Source organism: Coprococcus sp. TM115-187, from assembly GCF_027679115.1.
In the GTDB taxonomy this organism is placed as follows: domain Bacteria; phylum Bacillota; class Clostridia; order Lachnospirales; family Lachnospiraceae; genus Allocoprococcus; species Allocoprococcus comes.
This window is the reverse complement of sequence record NZ_JAQEKS010000009.1, coordinates 26,448-49,364: the sequence shown is the minus strand read 5'-3', so window position 1 is coordinate 49,364 and position 22,917 is coordinate 26,448. Positions and strand designations below refer to the sequence as shown.

General features: G+C 42.2%; 20 protein-coding genes and 5 tRNA genes. 18 read left to right on the top strand and 7 right to left on the bottom strand.

The annotated features are described in order from the left end of the window. Positions 1-115 precede the first annotated feature (115 nt). Complete coding sequence (locus PGW42_RS08160) at positions 116-730, top strand: adaptor protein MecA (RefSeq protein WP_008371107.1); 615 nt, start codon at positions 116-118, stop codon at positions 728-730. Positions 731-918: 188 nt separating this feature from the next. Here PGW42_RS08160 and PGW42_RS08155 read toward each other — a convergent pair. Next, positions 919-991: transfer RNA gene (locus PGW42_RS08155), tRNA-Lys, on the bottom strand. Between the two features lie 215 nt (positions 992-1,206). Further along, on the bottom strand, positions 1,207-2,574 hold the full coding sequence (locus PGW42_RS08150; RefSeq protein ID WP_270203573.1) for a sodium-dependent transporter: 1,368 nt from the start codon (positions 2,572-2,574) through the stop codon (positions 1,207-1,209). 822 nt (positions 2,575-3,396) lie between these two features. On the opposite strand from PGW42_RS08150, the gene PGW42_RS08145 reads away from it, so the two are divergent. Then, positions 3,397-4,629 carry a replication initiation protein gene (locus tag PGW42_RS08145; RefSeq protein WP_117558134.1) on the top strand — a complete coding sequence of 411 codons (1,233 nt, stop codon included), beginning with the start codon at positions 3,397-3,399 and terminating at the stop codon, positions 4,627-4,629. 195 nt (positions 4,630-4,824) lie between these two features. After that, positions 4,825-5,397 carry an HD domain-containing protein gene (locus PGW42_RS08140; RefSeq protein WP_270203572.1) on the top strand — a complete coding sequence of 191 codons (573 nt, stop codon included), beginning with the start codon at positions 4,825-4,827 and terminating at the stop codon, positions 5,395-5,397. 114 nt (positions 5,398-5,511) lie between these two features. Here PGW42_RS08140 and PGW42_RS08135 read toward each other — a convergent pair. Continuing rightward, positions 5,512-5,586, bottom strand: a tRNA-Pro gene (locus tag PGW42_RS08135). A 137-nt stretch (positions 5,587-5,723) separates the two neighbouring features. Between PGW42_RS08135 and PGW42_RS08130 the strand changes: the two genes are divergently transcribed. Beyond that, positions 5,724-6,668, top strand: a complete 945-nt coding sequence (locus PGW42_RS08130) for an AEC family transporter (protein ID WP_117559345.1) — start codon at positions 5,724-5,726, stop codon at positions 6,666-6,668. 74 nt (positions 6,669-6,742) lie between these two features. Here PGW42_RS08130 and PGW42_RS08125 read toward each other — a convergent pair whose 3' ends face one another. The 3 genes from PGW42_RS08125 to asnB form a co-directional block, all read right to left on the bottom strand. Beyond that, positions 6,743-7,027 carry a type II toxin-antitoxin system YafQ family toxin gene (locus tag PGW42_RS08125; RefSeq protein WP_118219318.1) on the bottom strand — a complete coding sequence of 95 codons (285 nt, stop codon included), beginning with the start codon at positions 7,025-7,027 and terminating at the stop codon, positions 6,743-6,745. After that, positions 7,024-7,305: a type II toxin-antitoxin system RelB/DinJ family antitoxin gene (locus PGW42_RS08120; RefSeq protein ID WP_055155989.1), complete on the bottom strand. Its 282-nt coding sequence runs from the start codon at positions 7,303-7,305 to the stop codon at positions 7,024-7,026. Before PGW42_RS08120 ends, PGW42_RS08125 begins: the two co-directional genes overlap by 4 nt. Positions 7,306-7,667: 362 nt before the next feature. Beyond that, a complete protein-coding gene (gene asnB / locus PGW42_RS08115; RefSeq protein WP_022221050.1) occupies positions 7,668-9,503 on the bottom strand; it encodes an asparagine synthase (glutamine-hydrolyzing) in 1,836 nt (611 codons plus the stop codon). A 235-nt stretch (positions 9,504-9,738) separates the two neighbouring features. Here asnB and PGW42_RS08110 point away from each other — a divergent pair, with 235 nt between their 5' ends. The 7 genes from PGW42_RS08110 to PGW42_RS08080 all read left to right on the top strand — a co-directional run bounded on the left by PGW42_RS08110 (position 9,739) and on the right by PGW42_RS08080 (position 14,541). Then, on the top strand, positions 9,739-10,401 hold the full coding sequence (locus PGW42_RS08110) for a 4'-phosphopantetheinyl transferase family protein (protein WP_270203571.1): 663 nt from the start codon (positions 9,739-9,741) through the stop codon (positions 10,399-10,401). A 74-nt stretch (positions 10,402-10,475) separates the two neighbouring features. After that, entirely contained in the window at positions 10,476-11,231 is a 756-nt protein-coding gene (locus PGW42_RS08105) for a tRNA threonylcarbamoyladenosine dehydratase (protein ID WP_270203570.1), read from the top strand. A gap of 394 nt (positions 11,232-11,625) precedes the next feature. Then, positions 11,626-12,540, top strand: coding sequence for a C39 family peptidase (locus tag PGW42_RS08100; RefSeq protein WP_270203569.1), 915 nt, complete (start codon positions 11,626-11,628; stop codon positions 12,538-12,540). Between the two features lie 90 nt (positions 12,541-12,630). Then, a tRNA-Tyr gene (locus tag PGW42_RS08095) sits at positions 12,631-12,712 on the top strand. Positions 12,713-12,780: 68 nt separating this feature from the next. Then, a tRNA-Leu gene (locus tag PGW42_RS08090) sits at positions 12,781-12,866 on the top strand. 134 nt (positions 12,867-13,000) lie between these two features. Beyond that, positions 13,001-13,879 (top strand): aldose 1-epimerase family protein, encoded by an 879-nt coding sequence (locus PGW42_RS08085; RefSeq protein ID WP_118199829.1) that lies wholly within the window; start codon positions 13,001-13,003, stop codon positions 13,877-13,879. 80 nt (positions 13,880-13,959) lie between these two features. Continuing rightward, positions 13,960-14,541: a xanthine phosphoribosyltransferase gene (locus tag PGW42_RS08080; protein WP_022220300.1), complete on the top strand. Its 582-nt coding sequence runs from the start codon at positions 13,960-13,962 to the stop codon at positions 14,539-14,541. Positions 14,542-14,664: 123 nt separating this feature from the next. Here the strand turns inward: PGW42_RS08080 and pepI are convergent, their stop codons facing one another. Next, on the bottom strand, positions 14,665-15,546 hold the full coding sequence (gene pepI / locus PGW42_RS08075; RefSeq protein WP_270203568.1) for a proline iminopeptidase: 882 nt from the start codon (positions 15,544-15,546) through the stop codon (positions 14,665-14,667). Between the two features lie 169 nt (positions 15,547-15,715). Between pepI and PGW42_RS08070 the strand changes: the two genes are divergently transcribed. The 7 genes from PGW42_RS08070 to PGW42_RS08040 all read left to right on the top strand — a co-directional run bounded on the left by PGW42_RS08070 (position 15,716) and on the right by PGW42_RS08040 (position 22,833). Next, positions 15,716-15,786: transfer RNA gene (locus PGW42_RS08070), tRNA-Gly, on the top strand. Positions 15,787-16,054: 268 nt separating this feature from the next. Continuing rightward, positions 16,055-16,147 carry a putative holin-like toxin gene (locus tag PGW42_RS08065; RefSeq protein ID WP_227120655.1) on the top strand — a complete coding sequence of 31 codons (93 nt, stop codon included), beginning with the start codon at positions 16,055-16,057 and terminating at the stop codon, positions 16,145-16,147. A 321-nt stretch (positions 16,148-16,468) separates the two neighbouring features. Continuing rightward, positions 16,469-16,957 carry a QueT transporter family protein gene (locus PGW42_RS08060; protein ID WP_008371036.1) on the top strand — a complete coding sequence of 163 codons (489 nt, stop codon included), beginning with the start codon at positions 16,469-16,471 and terminating at the stop codon, positions 16,955-16,957. A 197-nt stretch (positions 16,958-17,154) separates the two neighbouring features. Then, a complete protein-coding gene (locus PGW42_RS08055) occupies positions 17,155-18,750 on the top strand; it encodes a response regulator (protein ID WP_117824388.1) in 1,596 nt (531 codons plus the stop codon). Next, the gene (locus PGW42_RS08050) at positions 18,737-20,461 is read left to right on the top strand and encodes a sensor histidine kinase (protein WP_118219329.1); all 1,725 of its coding nucleotides are present in this window, start codon (positions 18,737-18,739) and stop codon (positions 20,459-20,461) included. The genes PGW42_RS08055 and PGW42_RS08050 overlap by 14 nt, the downstream gene beginning before the upstream one ends. Beyond that, on the top strand, positions 20,448-21,467 hold the full coding sequence (locus PGW42_RS08045; RefSeq protein WP_118219331.1) for a substrate-binding domain-containing protein: 1,020 nt from the start codon (positions 20,448-20,450) through the stop codon (positions 21,465-21,467). The genes PGW42_RS08050 and PGW42_RS08045 overlap by 14 nt, the downstream gene beginning before the upstream one ends. Positions 21,468-21,699: 232 nt before the next feature. Further along, entirely contained in the window at positions 21,700-22,833 is a 1,134-nt protein-coding gene (locus PGW42_RS08040) for a galactose ABC transporter substrate-binding protein (protein WP_117824391.1), read from the top strand. Positions 22,834-22,917: the final 84 nt, after the last annotated feature.

Here is a 22,917-nt window from a genome sequence, read left to right as displayed (position 1 = left end):
TGAAAAAATCATAAAATATAGAAAATATATTGACACTACACCCGTTTTGTTATATAACTTATAGAACAAATAAGATTACAAAAGCAATAGATTTTACAAATCAGGGGGTGAGCATATGACTTTTTGGAAAGTATCCGACACCAGAATGAACTGCCTTATCACAGAAGCAGAGATTGCCGCACTTGGCTACTCACTGGAAGATCTGACACAGGACAGGGAGCGTACCGAAGAATTTTTGAATCTTCTTCTCAAGAAAGGGAAAGAAGTCCTTGGGCTTAACACAGACAATGGAATCCAGGGATTTTACGGTGCATTTCTTCCTGACCGGAGCCTGATGCTGTCGATCTCCTGCCAGGCTGAGAATTCTCTGGAATCCATCCAAAAAGATGGTTCTGAAGCTTCCGGTATGCTGATCGAGCCTGACAGCAGTGAGAAAGAGACCGTTCGCTGGCAGATTCTCTTTCCAAGTCTGGATAATGCAATCGACTTCTGCAAGATCCTTGGATACGGCCAGGCATCAGAAAGCCGTCTGTATAAAGATGACGGTGTCTACTACCTGATGGTAGACTTTCCGAATACAGAAGACGGCAATAAAAAGGCTCAGCGCATCGTATCCGCCGGTGAATTCGGTGGCATGGTCGAAAAAGATGCAATTTCTGAAGCTTATCTGAATGAACATGAAAAATGCCTCCTGAACAAGGATGCAATCAATATTTTATGCAAGATGTAGTAGAAGGGGACTAAAATAGTCCCCTTTTTAGTACACGAAATAGATTTTCCTTTATTTTTCCACAGATCCAGTAGCTTTCCGCAAATGAAATAAACGATTACTTTTACATATGTCTCCATCTGTATAAACAGATTGTGAAAAAAAGAGCACCGTCCCCGATGCTAATTCATCAAAAACAGTGCTGATACTGCGCCTTCAGGGATTCGAACCCTGGACAAATAGATTAAGAGTCTACTGCTCTACCAACTGAGCTAAAAGCGCATACATTATTCGGTTTTCCGTAACGCAAGATTTATTATATAAGACAGCTATAAAAAATGCAAGCTTTTTTTTCATAAATTTTAAAATTTTTTTAAATAAATTTTTTTGCTGACAAAGAATGTGCCAAGGCACATATAAAAAAGATCATGTGTACCGTCCGAAATTCGAACACATGATCTTTTTTGTGTACCTTTTAGGGTGGTTTTTTTCTTATCCTACATAAATTTACTGATATATCCCTGTACAAAGATAAATAATACAATCAGCGGCAGGATATAGCTTACATAAAATTTCGCCCATTTCGGGAATTGCAATCCTTCTCCGGTATCCGCTTCTTTCAGGAAGTTCTTCCATCCCCATCCATAACGGCTTGTACAGAACAGAAGATAGATCAGACTTCCAAGTGGAAGCAGGTTGTTACTTACCAGGAAATCTTCCAGATCCAGTACTCCGGAACCTTTTCCGAACGGCATAAATCCACTCCATACATTAAATCCGAGAACACAAGGCATGGAAAGTACCGCCACAACCACGATATTGACGATTACAGCCTTTTTCCGGCTGCATCCGGTCAAATCAATGGCAAAGGATAAAATGTTCTCAAAAACAGCGATTACGGTCGATGCCGCAGCAAAAATCATAAATAAGAAGAATAAGGCTCCCCAGATTCTTCCGCCTGCCATGGAATTAAATACATTCGGAAGTGTGATAAAGATCAGGCTCGGGCCTTCTCCCGGATCCACCCCATATGCGAAGCATGACGGGAAAATGATCAGACCCGCGATCAAAGCAACAAATGTATCCAGAAGTGTTACCAGGACTGCTTCTCCTGTAAGACTGCGGGATTTGTCGATATAGCTTCCAAAAATAGCAATTGCACCGATTCCAAGGCTTAATGTGAAGAAAGCCTGTCCCATAGCGGCAAAAATCGTGTCAAATAAGCCATATTCCACGACTTTGTGGAAATCCGGTGCCAGGTAGAAGCGAAGCCCCTCAGAAGCCCCATCAAGCGTTACAGAACGTGCTGCAAGGATCACCATCAATGCAAGCAGAAGCAGCATCATAACCTTTGTGATCTTTTCCACTCCATTTTGAAGCCCCATCCCACAAATTGCAAAACATCCAACAACAACAATGATCATAAAGAAAGTCATTGCTCCAGGTTTTGCAAGCATATCGGAAAAAACACCTGCAACAGCTGCAGTATCCTTTCCCTCAAATTCACCAGTCGCCATTTTAATGAAATACTGGACCATCCAGCCTGCAATTGTTGTGTAGAACATCATCAGCAGATAGTTTCCGGCCATAGCTCCATACTTATACCAATGCCATTTCGTTCCTTTTGGCTCCAGACGGTCAAAGGAAAGCGCCGCACTTACTTTACTGGCTCTTCCGACAGAAAATTCCATTACCATGATCGGAAGTCCAAGAATCAGTAAAAATGCAAGGTAAATAAGAACAAATGCTGCTCCACCATATTTTCCTACAATATAAGGAAAACGCCAGACATTACCAAGACCGATCGCACATCCTGCAGAAATAAGGATGAATCCGAGTCTTGAAGAAAATTTTTCTCGTTGCATAAAAAATCCTCTCATTCTATTAAATTGTGGATAACTTGCCAAAATGATACTTATCCCCATTTTTCGACAAGCTTGTGGACAACTTTTTTCCAGAATATCCACAGAGGAATTATACTGAATTACTGGGAAATTGTCTATGATTGTTTATATTTTCATTGGCGAAACCACCTGATAATTTTAATTTTCCCCTTTTTAGTACACAAAATCGCCAGATGTGTACCTTTTGGGGTAAAAATTTGCATGTATATATATATTAAAGATAACAACAGCTTATTAAAATTCCTTTGTTTATATTAGGAGGGCTGAAAAAGCCCGTGGTTGACGCATTTCGGGGCATATTTTGTGTACGGAAACGGGGGAAGTTGTTTACTTCAGAGGGCAAAGAGGTGTACATATATGGGGATTGTTGTTTACTTTGCGGGGTTACGCAGTGTACTTGAAGGGTTGGCGATTTTACCTTTTCTGTACACAAGTGTCGAAAAAATTTAAAAAAAGGCTTTACAAGAGGGGGGTTCTTGTATATAATCAACCTAGACGTACCGTTTTGGTACACAATTTTTATCAAAAAAGGTACCTTAATGGTACACGAAAAGAACAATACACACCTTAAACGTACACAAAACGTAAAAAAAGACAGAAACCCCATTTTATGGGGTACTTTTTAGGGGAGGGTGTTCCTTTTTGGTACACAAATCCCCAATATAAAGGGGTTGGTTACCCCGAATGGTACACAATAAGGGATTATATGGGGTGTAGAGGGGATTTTAATACACCTCAAAAGTACACAATAATACAGAAGAAAACAATTAAGGGGTATGAGCGATGAAGGAAACACAGAAAAAACCAAAAGAGAAACAACTGCTGGATCGTGATACGGTCTCCCGGTCCAATGTGCTGATCGAAAGTAAATCCAGTACATCATTATTTGAAAGAAAGCTTCTTAATATTGCAATCGCAAAAGCATATGTAGAAGACGGTGAGCTGATCGCAAAGGTTTCCACCAAGGATGTTAAGAATTATCTTCATATAACAGGAAACTCCATCTATTCCCGTCTGAAAGAAGTATCAAAAGAGACATTGGGACATGTAGTAAGTATCGAGGACGACGAAAAAGAGAACTTCATCATGTTCAATGTAGTGAATAAATGTGAATATAGGGATGGTGTGTTTACAACCAGATTTACTAAAGAGATGAAACCTCATATCTATAACCTGAAAAAAGACTATACCCGTATGAGTCTTGATGTATTGTGCTCTTTTAAATCCCTGTTCACAACCCGTGTTTATGAAATCCTGAGAACCCAGTATTATCGTTTTGACAGGGAACAGTGTGACCAGCTGATCGTACCGAGACCGCCGAAGAATCCATACACGATCGCAGAGCTTAAATTTACACTGAATGTAGTGGATGCAAATGCATCTAAAGCAGTAAAACGTCTTGTTGAGCAGGGACGTTTTGAAGAAGCGCTTGCAGAGATTAAGGATGCACCGTTTGAAGATTGGCGTAATTTCCGTAGAAAAGTACTTGAAGTTGCGAAAAAAGAGCTGGAAGAATCCGAGTATTCCGAGATCTGCTTTGATTATGAGCCGGTTAAGAGCGGGAAGGGCGGAAAGGTTACAGGAATCCGTTTCTTTGTGAAGAAGAATCCGAAGTGTATCCATCATTCAGATCTCCAGCGTATGCCATCCGGAGAAGAAGAGGGCGAAGAGATTGCGCCAAATGTACTGGCTGCAAAGAAAACTCCGGTTAATGAAAAACTGATTTTAGAAGTTGCCGATATTTTTGGAAATGAACCGATCACGATTCAGGAGATTAAGGTGCTGCTTCAGGTATCCGATAACCAGCCGGATGTGATCCGGAAAGCTTTTAAGCTGTCACAGGAGCAGGCATACATCAATAATCTGGTCGGATGGCTCAGAAAATGTATCGAAGAAAAGTGGTATGAGAACGAAAAAGTATCCAAGTTCAAAGGAAAGACGCTGGAAGAAGCGCAGATGACACTGGATCTTTATCAGGAATACATAGAAGAGCGCGAAAAAGTGAAAAAAGAGTAGGGTATTTTCTGCGAAAAGCAGAGTTATTACCTAAATGGTACACAAGTTAAGCGAGATAGTGTACAAAGTATACGAATCGAGTAGGAGTCAGCCTACTCGATTGTCTTATTTTATGATGGAAAATTAAATTAGATGTTGGGGTCAAGAGGTATTTTGACCCTGGTATCTTAAATTATGGAGGAACGGAAGAAAATTATGGAAATAAGAAGATTGCTGGATTTTTTAAAGACAGCGGAACAACTGAAATGTAACACCAGACATTCGTATACTTCAAGTGGCAGGTTGGAGAGTGTGGCAGAGCACAGTTGGCGGCTGGCGTTGATGGCAATGCTGGTTGGGGATGAATTTCCGGAGCTGGATATGGATAAGGTGATAAAAATGTGTCTGATCCATGATATGGGTGAGGCGATCACCGGAGATATTCCGGCATTTGAAAAGACGGATAAAGACCGAAAGGTTGAGAATAAAAAGGTGGAGCAGCTGACGGATATACTTCCGGAACCGGTCCGTGCAGAATGGAAGGCATTATTTGAAGAGATGGAAGCGATGGAGACACAGGAGGCGAGGCTTTATAAATCACTGGATAAGCTGGAGGCGCTGATCCAGCATAATGAGGCGGATATCTCGACATGGATTCCGTTGGAGTATGATCTTCAGATGACATATGGGAATGAAGAATGTAAGTTTACGGAATATATCCAAAGGCTTCGGGATGAAGTGAGGAAAGATTCTAAGCAGAAGATTGAAGAAAGCAAACAGAAAGACTAATAAAAAATTTTCATAATAGTTGCATTGGAAATGTAATACTACATATTCATGCTGAGCCGGGGCGAATGTCCCGGCTTATTTTCTATATATGATAAGTAAAAATTTAATTATAAATCGGGGTAACAGGATTCGAACCTGCGACCTCACGGCCCCCAGCCGTGCGCTCTGACCAAGCTGAGCCATACCCCGAAGTGTTATTTCATTATAGTATAAATTGTTTTAAATCTCAATCATTCTTTTGATGTGAGAAAATGCTGTTGACAGGTTTCTGGAAAGAGTTCAAAATAACGATATGCAAATATAAATGAGTAGGATGAAGAACGATTATGGAAAATTTAATTTTCAGTTTGAATGCAACGATTCCGATTTTTTTGATGATGTTACTTGGAATGTTATTCAGAAAACTGGGGTGGATGGATGAAGTCTTTGCGGCAAAGATGAACAAGTTTGTATTTTTGGTTCCGCTTCCGGTGTTGCTGTTTGAACAGCTGGCGACCGTGGATTTTTCGGAAGTATGGGATATTAAGTTTATTCTTTTTTGTTTTGTGGTGACGGCGATCAGTATTACGATATCAACTTTGATTTCACTGCTGTGGAAAGATCGGAGCATTAAAGGCGAATTTATACAGGCGACTTACCGGAGCAGTGCGGCGCTTCTTGGAATTGCTTTTATCCAGAATATTTACGGAACTGCGGGAATGGCACCGCTTATGATCATCGGCAGTGTGCCGCTTTATAATATTATGGCGGTTGTGGTGCTTTCAGTGTTTAAACCTGGGAATAATTCTTTTGATAAGGCGCTGGTAAAGAAAACGCTGAAGGGGATTGCAACGAATCCAATCATTATTGGAATTGTGGCGGGATTTGTCTGGTCTGCACTTAAGCTTCCGATGCCGACAATTTTACATAAGGTTGTATCCAATGTCGGGGCGACAGCGACGCCGCTGGGTCTGATGTCGATGGGAGCGACATTTGAGTTGAGGAAAGCGACATCGAAAATGAAGCCGACAATTGTGGCAGTGTTTATGAAGCTAGTTGGATTTTGTGCGGTTTTTTTGCCGGTAGCAGCAGTTCTTGGATTTAGAAATGAAGAGTTGATTGCGATTCTGGTGATGCTTGGATCTGCTACGACGGTCAGCTGTTTTGTTATGGCAAGGAATATGGGACATGAGGGGACGCTTAGTTCCGGAGTGATTATGATGACGACGTTGTTGAGTGCGTTTACGCTTACGATGTGGCTGGATGTGTTGAGGTCATTTGGGTTGGTGTAAGAAGAATAAAAATAGAAGCAGCTAGTTAAAATGGGAATTGTGGTAGCACACCATTGACTAGTTGCTTCTATTTTTTAAAGATTAAATAAGTCGCTGTGACTGCCGGTTCGAGTAAGAGTGAGGACAAGGACATCATCATCGTAGCGATAAATGAGCAGCCAATCTGGTAAGATGTGGCATTCTCGGTGTCCAACCCAATTGCCGGATAATGGATGATCTTTGTGTTTAGGATCCAGGCTCTCGCCGTTTGCAAGTTTGGTGACGATTTCTTTTAGAAGTTCTAAATTAAGACCGCGTCGTTTTGCAAGTTTGTAATCTTTTTTAAATTGAGTGGTATTTTTGATTTCATATTTTGTCATGAATCAAGATCTGCAAAAAGTTCATTAACATCATGATATCCTTTGATGTTAGGATCTTTTGCAATCCTTTCTGCCTCAAGCATAGCAGAGACGGTTTCTTTACTTGGAGTTCCTTCTGTAATTTTGAAAGGAATTCCTCTTTCGCGGAGAGACTGGCGGACAAAAATATTGAAAGCTGTGCTGAGATTCATACCGAGTTCTTCGTAAAGAGCTTCGGCTGCAGCTTTGAGATCGCTGTCCATACGAATGCTGATATTACTTGTTGTTGATTTTGCCATAGTAATCACCTCTTTTTATGATATAGATATTATATGGCAAATGCACGAAAATATCAATATATTGCACAAAAAAATACATTATATATGAGCTGCTGTTAGAGGGGCGCGAAGGCGCTGGCGCTGTTCGCTTGAGAGGATGGTGCCAGGGGCGGGGAAGGCGCTGGCGCTGTTCCCCTTGGATGGATGTGTGTTGTAGGTAAAAGGGGTTTGTTGGTCGAATGATTTAGGGGAGGAGCAGTGCACCACAGCTCGTGAACCTGGCGGTTCATTCGCTGTGCGAGCTATCGCTCTATCAAAATAAAAAAACACGCAAATTTTCATGCGAGCATGAAATTTGCGTGTTCTTTTATTTTGGCACTGCTCTATCTGAGGACAAAGTACTGTTCATACCACAGTAAGAATGAATATACGGTATAAATCTTTCTATGATAATTTCCGACTTTATTTTTATGATCTTCCAGCCATTTCAGCAGTAATTCTTGATTGAAGAATTCGGATACGAAGTCTTTCTGGAACATTTCTTTTACTTTATTATAGTATTTATCTTCCCGGAGCCATACTCTGAATGGTACGAGGAATCCGAGTTTTTTACGTTTTGCCCAGTCCATTGGGATGTGGGAGAGGGCGGAGGTACGGAAGGCTTTTTTGGTTTCCATGCCGTCTACGCAGTATTTGCTGTCGATGCTGCGGGCGAGTTCCCAGACTTTTTTGTCGAGGTATGGTACACGCAGTTCGAGGGAGTGTGCCATTGTCATCTTATCTGCTTTGAGCAGGATGTCGTGTGGCAGCCACAGATGCATATCGAGGAAGAGCTTTTTATGAAGGTCGTCCTGATCTTTTACCTGGTCGAAGTACGGTTTGGTTACGTCCTGGTAGCGCATCTTGCTCTTATATGCAGGAGAGAGTACTTCATCTGCTTCTTCGTTGTCCATGATGAATGCCTGGCCGATGTAGGAATCTTCTACGGAAGTTGCATTTCTCTTGAGGAAGTTAAGTCCTCTCTTGTCTGGCTGGTGTTTTGCCCAGTCTCCGAGTTTTTTACGAATAGATGCCGGTACGATCTTGCGGTACATATCACCGGATTTGCTTGGGATATATGTCTCGTATCCACCGAACATCTCATCTGCGCCTTCTCCACTTAAGACTACTTTTACATCTTTGGCTGCGAGCTGTGACAGATAGTACAGCGGTACAGCGGAAAGGTTGGCATGTGGTTCATCGGAATGATACTGAACCTCCGGCAGAGCATCGAAAAATTCGTCAGAAGAGATTTCTTTCTTTGCATTGCTCATATGAAGGATATCGCACAGATCCTTGGAGAAGGTTGTCTCATCGAATCCGCCGACTTCAAATCCTACGGAATAGGTCTTCATCGGTTTTACAGTAGATGCGATGTAGCTTGAATCAACACCACCTGAAAGGAAAGATCCTACTTCTACATCAGCAATCTGATGGTAATCAACAGAATCCTGAATGGTCTCACCGATGAGTTTTACTGTCTCGTCAAAGCTGCGGTCTTTCTTTGCATAAGTCGGATCGAAGTATTTTGTTTTCTTAAGTTCTTTTCCATCATAAGTGAAGTATGTTCCCGGTTCCAGTTTGAATACACCTTTGAACATGGTCTCAAGGAGTGGGGTGTACTGGAAAATCAGGTACATCTTGAGGGCATCTTTGTTGACCTCTTTATGGAAATGTGGGTGAGCCAGGAAGGATTTGATCTCAGAACCAAATAAAAGGCTTCCATTCATCTGTGCATAGTAGAATGGTTTGATTCCAAAGTAGTCTCTTGCTCCGAATAAGTTGTGAGTTTCTTTATCGTAAATTACAAATGCGAACATTCCGCGAAGCATAGAAGCAATTTTTTCGCCATAGGTTTTGTATCCCTGAAGAATAACTTCTGTATCGGAGTTTGTCTGGAACTGACATCCGTGTTTCTCAATCAGTTCTTTACGGATTTCCTGATAGTTGTAAATCTCTCCGTTGAAAATAATGACATGTTTGCCATCTGCACTGTGAATCGGCTGAGATCCGCCTTCAAGGTCGATGATACTCAGACGGCGGAAGCCAAGGGCTACATAGTCATCAACAAAGCTTCCCTTGCTGTCAGGTCCGCGGTGGGCAATGCGTTCACCCATCTGGTCGATGACTTCTTCTCTATTAAAATCGCCGGCGCCATAATAGCCTGCAAATCCACACATAAATTGCACATCCTTTCTGAATTGATACATATTAAAAATATTATAGTAACTTAATTTTGCCTGTAGATTTATTTATTATACCATAGTCTATATAAGATTAACAAGGGATAAAAAACCGGAAAGGAATATCCAATAAAATCAGTAGGATATTCCTTGCATATTTTTTACAGGTGTTATATAGTGAAAAATGCAGATAAATGCGTAAAAGCCGACAAAGAAAAGAGGAATCCGGGAAATGGAAAAGGTAAAAACTTTCCTGGCAGATATATCCGATCTGCTTGATGAGAAAAATTATCAAAAAATTTATAAAAAAGTTCCGGTGTTCCGACAGGAAAAAGCAGACCGGCTGAAGCACAGGGAGGATCAGGCTCAAAGCGTGGGTGCATGGTATCTTTGGATGAAGATACAGGAGAGACACCAGATACCGCAAGATGCAGGGCAGTCCTTTAATTTATCACATTCTGGGAAATATGTTCTGTGCAGCGCAGGCGTATCCGGAGAGCGGGTAGGCTGCGACATCGAATGCATGCGGAAATATCATCAAAGGCTGGCAGAAAAATATTTTTGTTCTTCTGAATATGAGAGAATCCGGAATGCAGATGAAGCAGAGCAGACGGAAATGTTTTACCGCTACTGGGTTTTAAAAGAAAGCTTTTTAAAAGCGACGCGCAAAGGCCTTGTGATGGGATTGAATACCAGCGAGATCCAGATTCCGAAGCAGGGAGATCCGTTTTTTTTAAGGCAGCCGGAAGAAATCCGGGAAACTTATTATTTAAAAGAATATCAGACAGATGGAGCAAGGATTGCGGTGTGCTCAACGAATCCGAATTTTGACGAAAATATTTTGGATATGACAGATATTTACAAAAGAGAAATGATTGTGGAACTTAAAGATTGAAAATAAGCCAATGAAACAAGAAGTGGATTGGTTAAGAGTTTACAGGTATTTTATGAGAGAAGAAGGAGAAGAAGATGCTTACACAATTTTCGAGAACAGAACTGCTTCTTGGCAAAGAGGCGATGGATAAACTGAAGAATTCAAGAGTTGCCGTATTTGGAATCGGCGGAGTCGGCGGTTATGTATGTGAGGCACTGGTACGAAGCGGAGTCGGGGCATTTGACCTGATCGATGATGACAAGGTATGTCTGACCAACTTAAACCGTCAGATCATTGCAACCAGAAAGACGGTAGGGAAATACAAAGTAGATGTTATGAAGGAGAGAATGCTGGAGATCAATCCGGACGTGAATGTGCGGATTCACAAATGCTTCTTCCTTCCGGAAAATGCAGATGAATTTCAGTTTGATGAGTATGATTATGTAGTTGATGCAGTTGATACGGTGACTGCAAAGATTGAGCTTGTCATGAAATCGCAGGCAATGAATGTGCCGATCATCAGCAGTATGGGAGCCGGAAACAAGCTGGATGCAAGTGCATTTAAAGTGGCTGATATCTATAAGACACAGATGTGTCCGCTTGCAAAAGTTATGCGCCGGGAGTTAAAGAAGCGTCATGTTAAGAAGCTGAAAGTTGTTTATTCAGAAGAGAAACCGACCAGACCAATCGAGGACATGGCAATCAGTTGCAGAAACCATTGTATCTGTCCGCCAGGAGCAGAGCATAAATGTACGGAGAGAAGAGATATTCCGGGAAGTGTGGCATTTGTGCCATCTGTAGTTGGACTGATTATCGCAGGGGAAGTAGTGAAGGACCTCTGTGCAAAATAAAAATAAAATCGCGGGCGCCCCTGCGGGGCGCATATCAAAACCAGGCATTTGCTGTCAGAACTTGCAGCAAATGCCTGGCTTTTTTGTTTCATTTTTTTTCACAGATTTTCCGGAAAATCTTATACGATCTGTATCGGAGATCAGGAAACAGAGGTAACTCTGGAGAGTAATTATACAGAGCTTTAAACTTAAAAAATTCTAAACTTGTCGGAAAAGACTGTTTTCTCATGAAGAAATATGTTAAAGTAAGGCTGAAATATGCGTAAAAAGGAACAAACATTAACGAGATGTCGTTTAAGGAAGGAAGAACCATAGACATATGATGAGAGAAGACAGGAAAAGAGCGGAGCAGCGCCAGAAAAAAATAGCGAGGCGCAAGCGGGAAGTACAAAGGATGAAAAGAAAGCTATATAAAGCAGGCATTCTTGCAGTAGCAGGAATTATCGTGTTGGCTGTGATCCTGATGCTTTGTGGAAGTGGAAATGCAAAGAAATCTGCAAAAAAGACATCCTCTGCCAAGACAAAGACAGAGACAGAAACAAAGACACCAGAAGAGATAGAAGCTGAGAAAGTTCAGGAGGTGCTGGATTCTGACCAGTATAAAGACCAGCTGGGCGAATTATATAAGAAAAACCCGGAGACGAAGGAAATCATTCTGAACAGAGAAAAGTATTCCGATGATCTGCTGACATGGCTGTTTGATCATCAGGAAGCACTGCAGTGGGTGATTGATTATCCGGAACAGTCAGCACGATCAGAGGAAGAACTCAGTGCGCAGGGACTTCAGGCGGTAGATTTGAAAGATTACAGAATCCAGAACCATATTCCGGTATATTTCCAGTGGAGCGAAGTATGGGGATATGCATCTTATGGTTCCGAGAATATCGGAATGGGTGGATGCGGACCGACCAGCCTTTCCATGGTGGCGACAGGACTTACAGGCAATACTTCATTTACACCGAAGTATGTGGCAGATATGAGTGTCAATATGGGATATTATGTAGATGAAGTCGGAACAGACTGGACGCTTATGACTGCAGGAGCTTCAGAACTTGGAATAAACTCTGCACAGCTTACAAACTGGTCAGAAGACACTCTCAAGTCCGAGCTTTCGGCAGGACATCCGATCATCTGCAGTATGGGACCGGGTGATTTTACAAACCAGGGACATTTTATCGTCCTTTCCGGGCTGACAGAGGAGGGCAAGGTACTAATCAATGATCCGAACAGTAAGATCAACAGCCGTAAGAAATGGGATCTGAATACAATTATAAATCAGATGAATGCAGCGTGGTCATTCTGGGTATAAAAATTTGGAAAAAGTGCAGGAGAATTGGATAAATTCCCTTGCGCTTTTCTTTTATTTATGATATAAATAGATATTGTCGAGAGACAAAATGGGTGGATTCCCGAGTGGCCAAAGGGGACAGACTGTAAATCTGCTGCAATTTGCTTCGGTGGTTCGAATCCACCTCCGCCCATTGATGCGAGGTTGAAGAGACAGTGCAGAGCGCGTATGCTTTTCGCAAAAACCGTTTGAGCATCTCTTGCCGCAGTGGCGGAACTGGCAGACGCCCGGGACTTAAAATCCCGTGGGTAGTGATACCCGTACCGGTTCGATTCCGGTCTGCGGCAGTGTTTGAAAAGCAGGAGAAACGTTGAATTTACAGCATTTCTCCTGCTTTTTGTTTAACCGGGATTCTGTTAAATACGCAATTTGCCGGCGTAGAGGCAGAAAAGTAGATACAGAAAGGAATGGAGGCATAAAAATGGGAGCATATCAACTGAAAAATGAAGAACTTACACTGACTGTTATTTCAGCAGGCGCAGAAATGAAATCGCTAAAAGACAATAAGACAGAGCAGGAATATCTGTGGCAGGCAGATCCAAAGTTCTGGGGAAGAACATCACCGGTTCTTTTCCCAATCGTAGGAAATTATGCGCAGAAGCAGTCGGTATACGAAGGAAAGACATATACACTGTCACAGCATGGTTTTGCAAGAGACATGGAATTTGATCTGGAGAGCCAGACAGAAGAAGAGATTTGGTTTGTACTGAAAGATACAGAAAGTACTTTGGAAAAATATCCATTTCATTTTATTCTGAAAGTAGGATACAGACTCTCCGGACGTCAGGTGGAAGTAATGTGGAAAGTAGAAAATCCAAATGATAAGAAGATGTATTTTTCGATCGGAGGGCATCCGGCATTTAACTGTCCTTTGAAAGAAGGAGAAAAGCAGGAGGATTGTCAGTTGATATTTGATACAGAAGGACCGCTCACGAGCAGCATCGTGAATGAAGAAGGTGCACTTTGTCCACGGACAAAAATCTTAAATCTTTTCGGAAAATGTCTGAAGCTTGAGGAACATTTATTTGATGAGGATGCACTTATTATTGAAAATCATCAGGCACAGAGGATCGGTCTTGCGGATGCAGATGGAAAGGTTTATCTGGAAGTAGAATTTGATGCACCGCTTTTTGGAATCTGGTCTCCGGCAAAAAAACACGCACCTTTCGTATGTATTGAGCCATGGTATGGAAGAAGTGACAGAGAAGATTTTGACCATATTCTGGAAAACAGGGAGTGGGGGAATGAACTGGAACCGGGCGATATTTTTGAAAAGGATTATAAGATTCTGGTAAAATAGCGCAGAGGGTTGCGTTTCATGGCTCAGACTGATACAATGAAAAAAATACATGGAATATTAAAGGAAGAGGAGAACGTAAGATGAACTTTTTGGAAGAACGTATTGTCAAAGATGGAATCGTGAAAGAAGGAAATGTTCTTAAGGTGGACAGTTTTCTGAATCATCAGATGGATATTGAATTATTTGACCAGATCGGAGCGGAATTCAAGAAGAGATTTGCAGATAAGAATATCAACAAGATCCTGACAATCGAAGCTTCTGGTATCGGGATTGCCTGTATTGTAGCCAAGCATTTTCATGTGCCGGTTGTATTTGCAAAAAAGACACAGAGCATCAATCTGGAAGGGGAGATGTATGTAGCAGAAGTCGAATCATTTACCCACAAATGCAAGAACCAGGTAATTGTAGCAAAGAAATTCCTTTCAGAGGAAGATCATGTACTCATTATTGATGATTTCCTTGCGAATGGATGTGCGCTGCAGGGGCTGATTCAGCTGGTTACAGAGGCAGGTGCAACTGTAGAGGGAATTGGAATTGTGATCGAAAAAGGATTCCAGTCCGGCGGAAGAATCATCCGCAACCTTGGATATCCGCTGGAATCACTTGCGATTGTAGAAGCTATGGACAGTGAGACGGGTGAGATCACTTTCAGAGAGCAGTAAAAAGTGCAAAAAGACGCATATGCCTGAACAAAAATTTTGTCGGGCATATGCGTCTTTTGCGTATATGATGAGCTAAGTGCAGATTTGTATTTTCAAAGGGATCTGCATTTTTGATAAGCAGGTTTAGTCATTTTGCTCCATCCATTCATTTAAAAGCCTGCAATAGCGGTCGGTATCTTCAACGAAGCATACATGACGGCAGTCATCAAAAAGTTCCCAGCGTGAATTCGGGATACTGTCATACATGGTCTTTGCAACCAGTGGAGTGCACAGATCGTTGGCTCCGTTGATGATAAGTGCCGGCTCTTTGATATTTTTCAGTTTGTCACGGTACTCATAGTTGCTGAGATTTCCGATTGGCGTGTATTCATTTGGTCCCCACGCGGTGATATAAGAGTCTGTTCCAACCTTTTTTGGACGGCGCAGGCATTCAGGATCGGTGTCTTTTGGTACGCCGGCGGCATGAAGAAGCATAAAGCGTTCATTGGCTGCGAGATATGCCGGATCGTCAAAATTGCCGGTTGCTTCAGCCTTGGCAATGGCGTCCTGATCTTCCTGGGACATGAATTTAATCATCCGGTGTTGTTCCTGGGCCCACAATCTGGCAGATGGGTGGGTGCTGGAAAGAATAACGGATTTGATCCCTTCTGGTTTGTGATCGCATAAGTATTCGATTGAGAGCATTCCGCCCCAGGACTGTCCGAGAAGATGAAGTTCATTAAGTCCGAGATATTTTCTGAGTTCGATCAGTTCATTCATCCAAGTTTCAGAACACCAGAGTTCTGAATGTCCTTCTACATAAGAATTACCGCAGCCGAGCTGGTCGTAGGAAATAATTGCACGACCTTCATCAGCAAGCCGGTCAAGTACTTCAAAGTAGTTATGTGTAGAACCAGGTCCTCCGTGAAGCAGAATGAGTGGTTTTTTATTGTCGGAGCATTCGCCTGCAATACGGTAGTAGGTTTTGTATCCAAGATAAGGCATGTAGCCTTCTGTAATTTTCATATTTAATCCCTCCTCAGTACATTAAGTTTCTTCATTATAACATCAAAATGAAGTAAGGGAAAGAAAAAGTGGAAAAATAAAAAAATAACGAAAAAAAATATAAAAAAATAAAAAAAACAAAAAAGTTGTTGACAAACAGTTGAATGATGAATATAATAATAAGAGTCACGCGGGTGTAGTTCAATGGTAGAACACCAGCCTTCCAAGCTGGATACGTGGGTTCGATTCCCATCACCCGCTTTTGTTATGTTTTAAATCAGGAGCCCGGTCGCCAAAGTGGTGACCGGGCTCCTGATTTATAGAGAAAAATTTAGTCATTTTTGACTGGTACGTTAAAATGTCGGCTCGATTATAAGGGTAAACATTTCGTTTACCCTTGAAAATCTCATGTTGCCTTGTCTGCTGTCATCATGGTAAGATACAGACAGGGAAACCAAAGCCAGGCGGCTACCCTCTGTTACGGAGGGATAAAAAACACCCTCCAGACGAAAGAAAGGAGGGCGATACGATGGTTACATATTCTGATCTGATTCAGTTTAGTATATTCATTGTTGCCCTTGTAGGTCTTTGTTATGAGATTTTCAAGGGTAAAAGAAAATAGCCGCCAACTACTGGGAATAGTTGACGACTGACATTAGTAATAGTTGACACTATTTGCGGGTAGCCGCTTGCGGTTTCCCTCTTTATGTCTTAAATATAGCATATCTGGCAGCAGGACGCAAGGGGGGAACGAAATGTTTACCAGTGTCGTAAATTTTTTGGTACTTACCTTGATTTTTCATCCCCACCATGCTATACTAACACCCGTTACAAAACCCCTAAAAACAAGGTCTTACAAGGGTTTCGCCGATTCCCGGCGTAAAATGAATCGAGTGTTCGTGACCTTCCACTCGTAAAACAAAACTAGAGGAGAGAATTTCATATGAAGAACAAGAATGTAGCATTTATGACTCAGGCAGCGATGATCGCTGCAATCTACGTGGTGCTTACTTATGTATTTGCACCATTTTCATTCGGAGAAGTACAGATACGTATTGCAGAAGCACTTACGATCCTTCCGGTATTTACACCGGCAGCGATTCCTGGACTTTTCGTTGGATGTATTGTTGGAAACATTCTCGGAGGAGCAATCCTGCCGGATATCATTTTCGGAAGCATTGCAACTTTGATCGGAGCATTTTTTACTTATCAGCTTCGTAACAAAAACCGTTTCCTTGCACCGTTACCACCGATTATTGCTAACACAGTAATCGTTCCGTTTGTACTTCGTTACGGATATGGAGTAGCACTTCCGATTCCGTTTATGATGTTGACAGTTGGTGTCGGAGAAGTTGTCGGATGTGGTGTGCTTGGATTAGTCCTTTATACTGCATTGAATCGTTATAAAAATGTAATTTTTAAAACAGCATAAGAAGATGTAAAAAGCGGACAGACTGAAAAGCTATTCAGCCTGTCCGTTTTTTATACTATTGTTGTGTATACAATCGTAGAATTTTACAAATTTGAGTGGAGATATATTTATGGAAAAGTGGATATGAATCTTCTATAATATAAAAAGAGAAACTGTAACCAGATGAAAGTTTGACAGTAAGGGAAAAAGGGAGAAATATGAAATATACAGTTGTTGTTGCTGATGATGAGGAGGAAATCCGCAGAAGTCTTGTTCGCAGGGTAAAGTGGGAAGAGATTGGTTTTGAAGTGGTCGGGGAAGCTGAAAATGGTGCAGACGCGCTGGAACTGGTTGAAAAGCTGGAACCAGATCTGCTCCTTACCGATATCAAGATGCCATTTTTATCGGGGATTGAGCTGGCACGGGCGGTCAGGGAAGTTTGCCCGATGGTACAGATCGCATTTTTAAGTGGATTTGATGATTTTACCTATGCGCAGCAGGCAATTCAATATAATATTGTAAGTTATATGCTGAAGCCAATTTCAGCAAAAGAGATCGAGGCGGAATTGATAAAGATTAAAAAAGCCATGGATCAGCGAGTGGAAGAATTTACAAAAGAAAGAAAAGAGAAGCTGGACATCCGCAAGACGCAATTCCTTATTCCGCTTTTGCTCGACAGCTTTCAGAATGAACGGGTGTCCGAAGAGGCACTTCTTGAACGGGCAGAGGAATGTGAGCTGATCCGTAATCCAAAGCCGGATAATATGCAGTATGTGGTGCTTGTAACCGGAATCCGTGATGCAAATGGAAAGGATCAGACAAGCTATAGCAGTGTAAATGCAGTTGATATGATCCTGAAAAAATATGTTCATTATGTAAGTTGCCATCTGGAAGGAAGAGTGGTATCGCTGATCGCGACGACTCCGGGAGGTATGGGTAAGTATTTACATATTATTGTAGAAGAAATTGTTCAGAGTGTGGAGCGTATTATGGGATATTGCTGTCAGGTCGGGGTAAGCAGGAGTGTGAATACTCTTGGAAAATGCAGAGAGAGCTATCTGGAGGCGATGAATGCGCTCAGTTATTCCAGAAAGGATAAAAGCAGTGTCTATTTCATTTCCGATGCAGAGCACGGATCGGGATTGGAACAGGGAGAAATACAGGAAATTACAGCAACGATGGAGAATTTTTTACGTGGTGGAATGGCAGAGGATCTGGAGATTTATCTGGATGATCTGGAAAAGAAGCTGCGAAATGGAGGCAAGAATACACTGGTACTTAGTACGATACTTTTGACCGAGATTGGGGCGGCAGTATATAAGGTTATTTATATGGCAATCGGGGAATGTGGTGTAGAAGTTCTTCAGAAAAAATATTCCATGCAGCAGATGCGTGAAATGGAACGTATGGCAGAGAATTTTCAGATCATAAAAATGCTGTGTATGGAGGCTAAAAAAATGCTTATGGATCAGAGAAAGAAGAGCAGCGAGGTGATCTGCGAGCAGGCAGTGCAGATCATACAGGACCGCTATGCCCAACAGGATCTGTCTGTTATGATCATCAGTGAAGAGATCGGGGTGTCGCCGAATTATCTCAGCAGTCTGATAAAAAAGACGACAGGCAGTTCACTGGTTGAGATCCTGACGAAAAAACGAATTGAAAAGGCAATGGAGCTTCTGCAGTGTACCGGTATGAAGATCGGTGAGATTACAGAGCTGTGTGGTTATAAGGATCAGTATTATTTCAGCCACTGCTTCAAAAAGCTGACTGGAGTATCACCGAACAAATACAGGAGGGAACATGAACAGGCGTAAAAAAGAAGCAGATCAGCACAAGGGATGGAATATATCTATTTCCGGTGTGTTTATTGCAATGGTAATGGGAATCGTCCTGACTTCGGTAGTGGCTGCAACGCTTATTTTTGTTCAGATTTACCGGAATGCAATGGAGCAAAGTGCAGTGACAAGCAGTTCCCAGAGCTGTGAACAGGTACAGAATACGGTTGAGAATTATACACAGGATATGCGGATCATACTGGAAGGGATCGTGGCGAGAATGCGTCATGAGAATAATCATTCTGAGGAATATATCCAGAATCTGGTAAATATCCGTTCCGATGTAGTAGCGGTAACAATCTGTGGTGAAGATGGGGAGCTTCTGCGTTACTGGAACAGAGGGCAGAAGCTGAAAGAGAATTATCGCATTGTTCAGAGTACCGAAATGGAAGATGACGATGGCAGGCTGCGTATAACCAAACCATATGTGGAATCTTTGTTTGAGGGATATTATCCATGGGTTGTAACCGTTTACCAGAAGATTCAGAAAGAAGACGGAACCAGTATACAGGTAAATATTGACATCCGTTTTTCTGACATTGCCAATTATGTTGATGATGTAGGGATCGGGCAGCACGGCTATGCCTATATTGCGGACAAAAAAGGCAATCTGATCTATCATCCACAGCAGCAGCTCATTTATTCCGGGTTAAAAGAAGAGAAGGGAATGGATTTAAAAGAAGGGACACATATTCAGGAACAGGCGATCTATACTGTGAAAAATCTGGAGAACTGTGACTGGAAAATTGTAGGTGTCTGCTATGTAGATGAAATGATTACGGAGAAGGTAAGCAGTGCGGTATCCAGACTTCTGATCGTCCTGTGTCTGGTTATGGGAGCAGTCTTTCTTCTCGGATGGGCATTTTCAGAACTGTTCTCAGCACCGGTAAGGCAGCTTGCTGATGACATGCACCGGTTTGAAAAAAATGCTGAAAATTTTGTATTTGAGCCGATGGCGGGAACTACAGAGATCACGACTTTATCCAACTCATTTGAACACATGGTTGTGAAGATCCAGAAGCTGATGGAGCAGGTCAGACAGGAAGAAATCACACTGCGGAAAACAGAGCTGAAAGCGCTTCAGGCGCAGATCAATCCACATTTCCTGTATAATACACTGGATGCGATTGCATGGATGTGTGAAGACGGGAAAAATGAAGATGCAGAAGAGATGGTTACGGCACTTGCAAGGCTGTTCCGTATCAGTATCAGTAAAGGGCATGAGCTGATTCCGATCGAAAAAGAAGTGGAACATGCAAAGAGTTATCTGAAGATTGAAAATTATCGGTATAAGAACAAATTTACCTATTCATTTGAGGTGGAAGAGTCGTGTCTTTCGTATCTTTGTAACAAAATTACTTTGCAGCCAATTATCGAGAATGCAATTTATCATGGTGTAAAGCAGATGATCGATGAGGGTGAGATCTGGATCCGTATTTTTGAGGACGGAGAAGATATTATTTTCCAGGTGGAGGATAACGGAATCGGTATGACGGAAGAACAGTGCCGGGAGATTCTGCGCAAAGAGCCGGGAGACCGTACCGGAATCGGAATCAAGAATGTAAATGACCGGATCAAGATTTATTTTGGAAGCAATTATGGACTGAATATCACAAGTGAGCTGGATGAAGGGACCTGTGTGACGATCCGTATGCCGAAGGTCAGGGAGGAAGAATATGAGAAAAAGTAGAAGAAAACCATTTATTGCAATTGGTGCAGGTGTGATCCTACTTGCAATTCTGTTTTTTGTCCTGACGGGTGACGGACTTTGGGAAGGAAAAGAAGGCAGTACAAATAGCGTCATCGAGAAGAAAAAAGTAGTGTTTCTGACAAAATCCATGGATTCTTCTTTCTGGCAGTCCGCATATGCGGGAGCCGGTGCGGCAAGTGCGGAATATAATCTGGATCTGGTGTGCGAAGGACCGGATGGAGACGGTGAGGAAGATTATGAGGCGCAGAATGAAATGATAGACCGGGCGATCCGGGAACAGGTAGATGCACTTCTGTTCTCTGCCATTGATTTTGAAAAGAATGCGGAAGCAATCGACCGTGCGGCAAAGGCAGGAATCAGAATTGTGGTTGTGGACAGTCCGGTAAACAGTGAGGCTGTGGAATGCTATATTGGTACAGACAATTATGAAGCCGGATGTATGGCAGGAGAAGAAGTGCTTGGTAATCCGGCGGAAAATCTAAATATCGGAATCGTAAATTTTGATAAGAGTACGGAGAACGGGCAGCTTCGTGAAAAGGGATTCCGGGATACGGTTCTTAATGATGACCGGGCAAATATTACGGCGTCCATCAATGTGAAGTCTACGATCACCGACGCAAGAGAGGGCACCGAGAGGATGTTGCTTGACAATCCGCAGATCAATGTGATCGTGACATTTAATGAATGGACAACACTTGGAGTCGGGGATGCAGTAGAAGCACTTGGCGCCGGAGAGCGGACGCAGGTTGTTGCGTTTGACAGTAACGTAAAATCCATTGGAATGCTGGAAAAAGGAAATGTAGATGCGCTGATCGTCCAGAACCCATATGCGATGGGATACCTGGGGATTGAGCAGATCAATACACTACTGAATGGTCAGAAGCCGGAAAAGAAAGAGACGGCAACCAGCAGTATTTTGGTGACAAGAGAAAATATGTATGATGATAAGAGCCAGAAGGCGCTGTTTTCATTTGAAGAAAAGTAACGGGTGGAATGTTTGTAGCTGCTCGGAAGTATAGAAGCTGTAGTCTGAAAAATATTTGGACTACAGCTTTTTAAAGAATTGGGCATTTGAAACATTTATGGACGAAATTAAGTAAAAATTTATATAAACGTTGAAATTCACAAACCCCTCGTAGTTTTTCACATGGGTATTTTATTCCCTTCTTGTTATACTCGTATCATCAAGTAAACGTTATACAAGGAGGAACGAAATTATGAAAAGAAGAATTGTAGCAGCGATGCTCGCAGGTGTGATGGCACTTGGAATGCTTGCAGGATGCGGGGGCTCCGGTAAGAGTGACAGTGATGGTGGAAGCAGTGATAAGAAATCATCAGACGCTAATATCGCAGTATTCTACTATACCTATTCTGATACTTATATCGCATCTGTCCGTACAGCACTCGATGCAAAACTTGACGAGATGGGCGTTGAATATCAGGACTATGATGGAAACAGTAACCAGACAACACAGAACGAACAGATTGATACAGCGATCCAGACAGGTGCTACAGCACTGATCGTTAACATCGTTACATCCGGTTCTGTAGATGCTTCTTCACAGATCGTTGAAAAAGCAGAAGCAGCAGGAATCCCGGTTATCTTCTTTAACCGTGCAGTCGAAGATGACAAAACAGAAGGAGATGTACTTGGAAGCTATGACAAGTGTGCATTCGTAGGAACAGACGCTCCGGAAGCAGGACATATGCAGGGCGAAATGATCGGTAACTATGTAGTAGAACATTTTGATGAAATGGATCTCAACGGAGATGGAAAAATCTCTTATGCAATGTTTATGGGACAGCTTGGAAATGCAGAAGCTATTTACCGTACACAGTTTGCTGTAGAAGATGCAGACAAGATCATCACAGAAGCTGGCAAACCGGCACTGGAATATTTCGATGCTTCTAACAGTGACAAATACCAGGTTGACCAGGATGGTAACTGGAGTGCAACAGCAGCAAACAACTATATGACAACCAACCTTTCCCAGTACAACGAAGGAAGCAATAACATGATCGAGCTTGTTATCTGCAACAACGACGGTATGGCAGAAGGCGCAATCTCTGCTCTGAATGATAAGGGATACAACCTTGGAACAGGCAAAGACGGAAAGATGATCCCGGTATTTGGTGTTGATGCTACAGATGCAGCAAAACAGCTGATCGGAGATGGCAAGATGACAGCAACTGTTAAACAGGATGCAGATGGTATGGCAGCTTGTATCGCAGATCTTGCTAAGAATGCAGCAGATGGAAAAGATCTGATGGATGGAACAGATTCTTACAACATTTCTGATAAAGTAAGCAACAAGATCTTCATTCCTTACCAGGAATACTCAGGAAAATAAAAATGTAAAAAATAAAGGTGGCGGCCAGGTGGTTGGCCAGCCACCTTTTCCAAAGTTGTGACGCAGCCGGATGGAACTGCATAG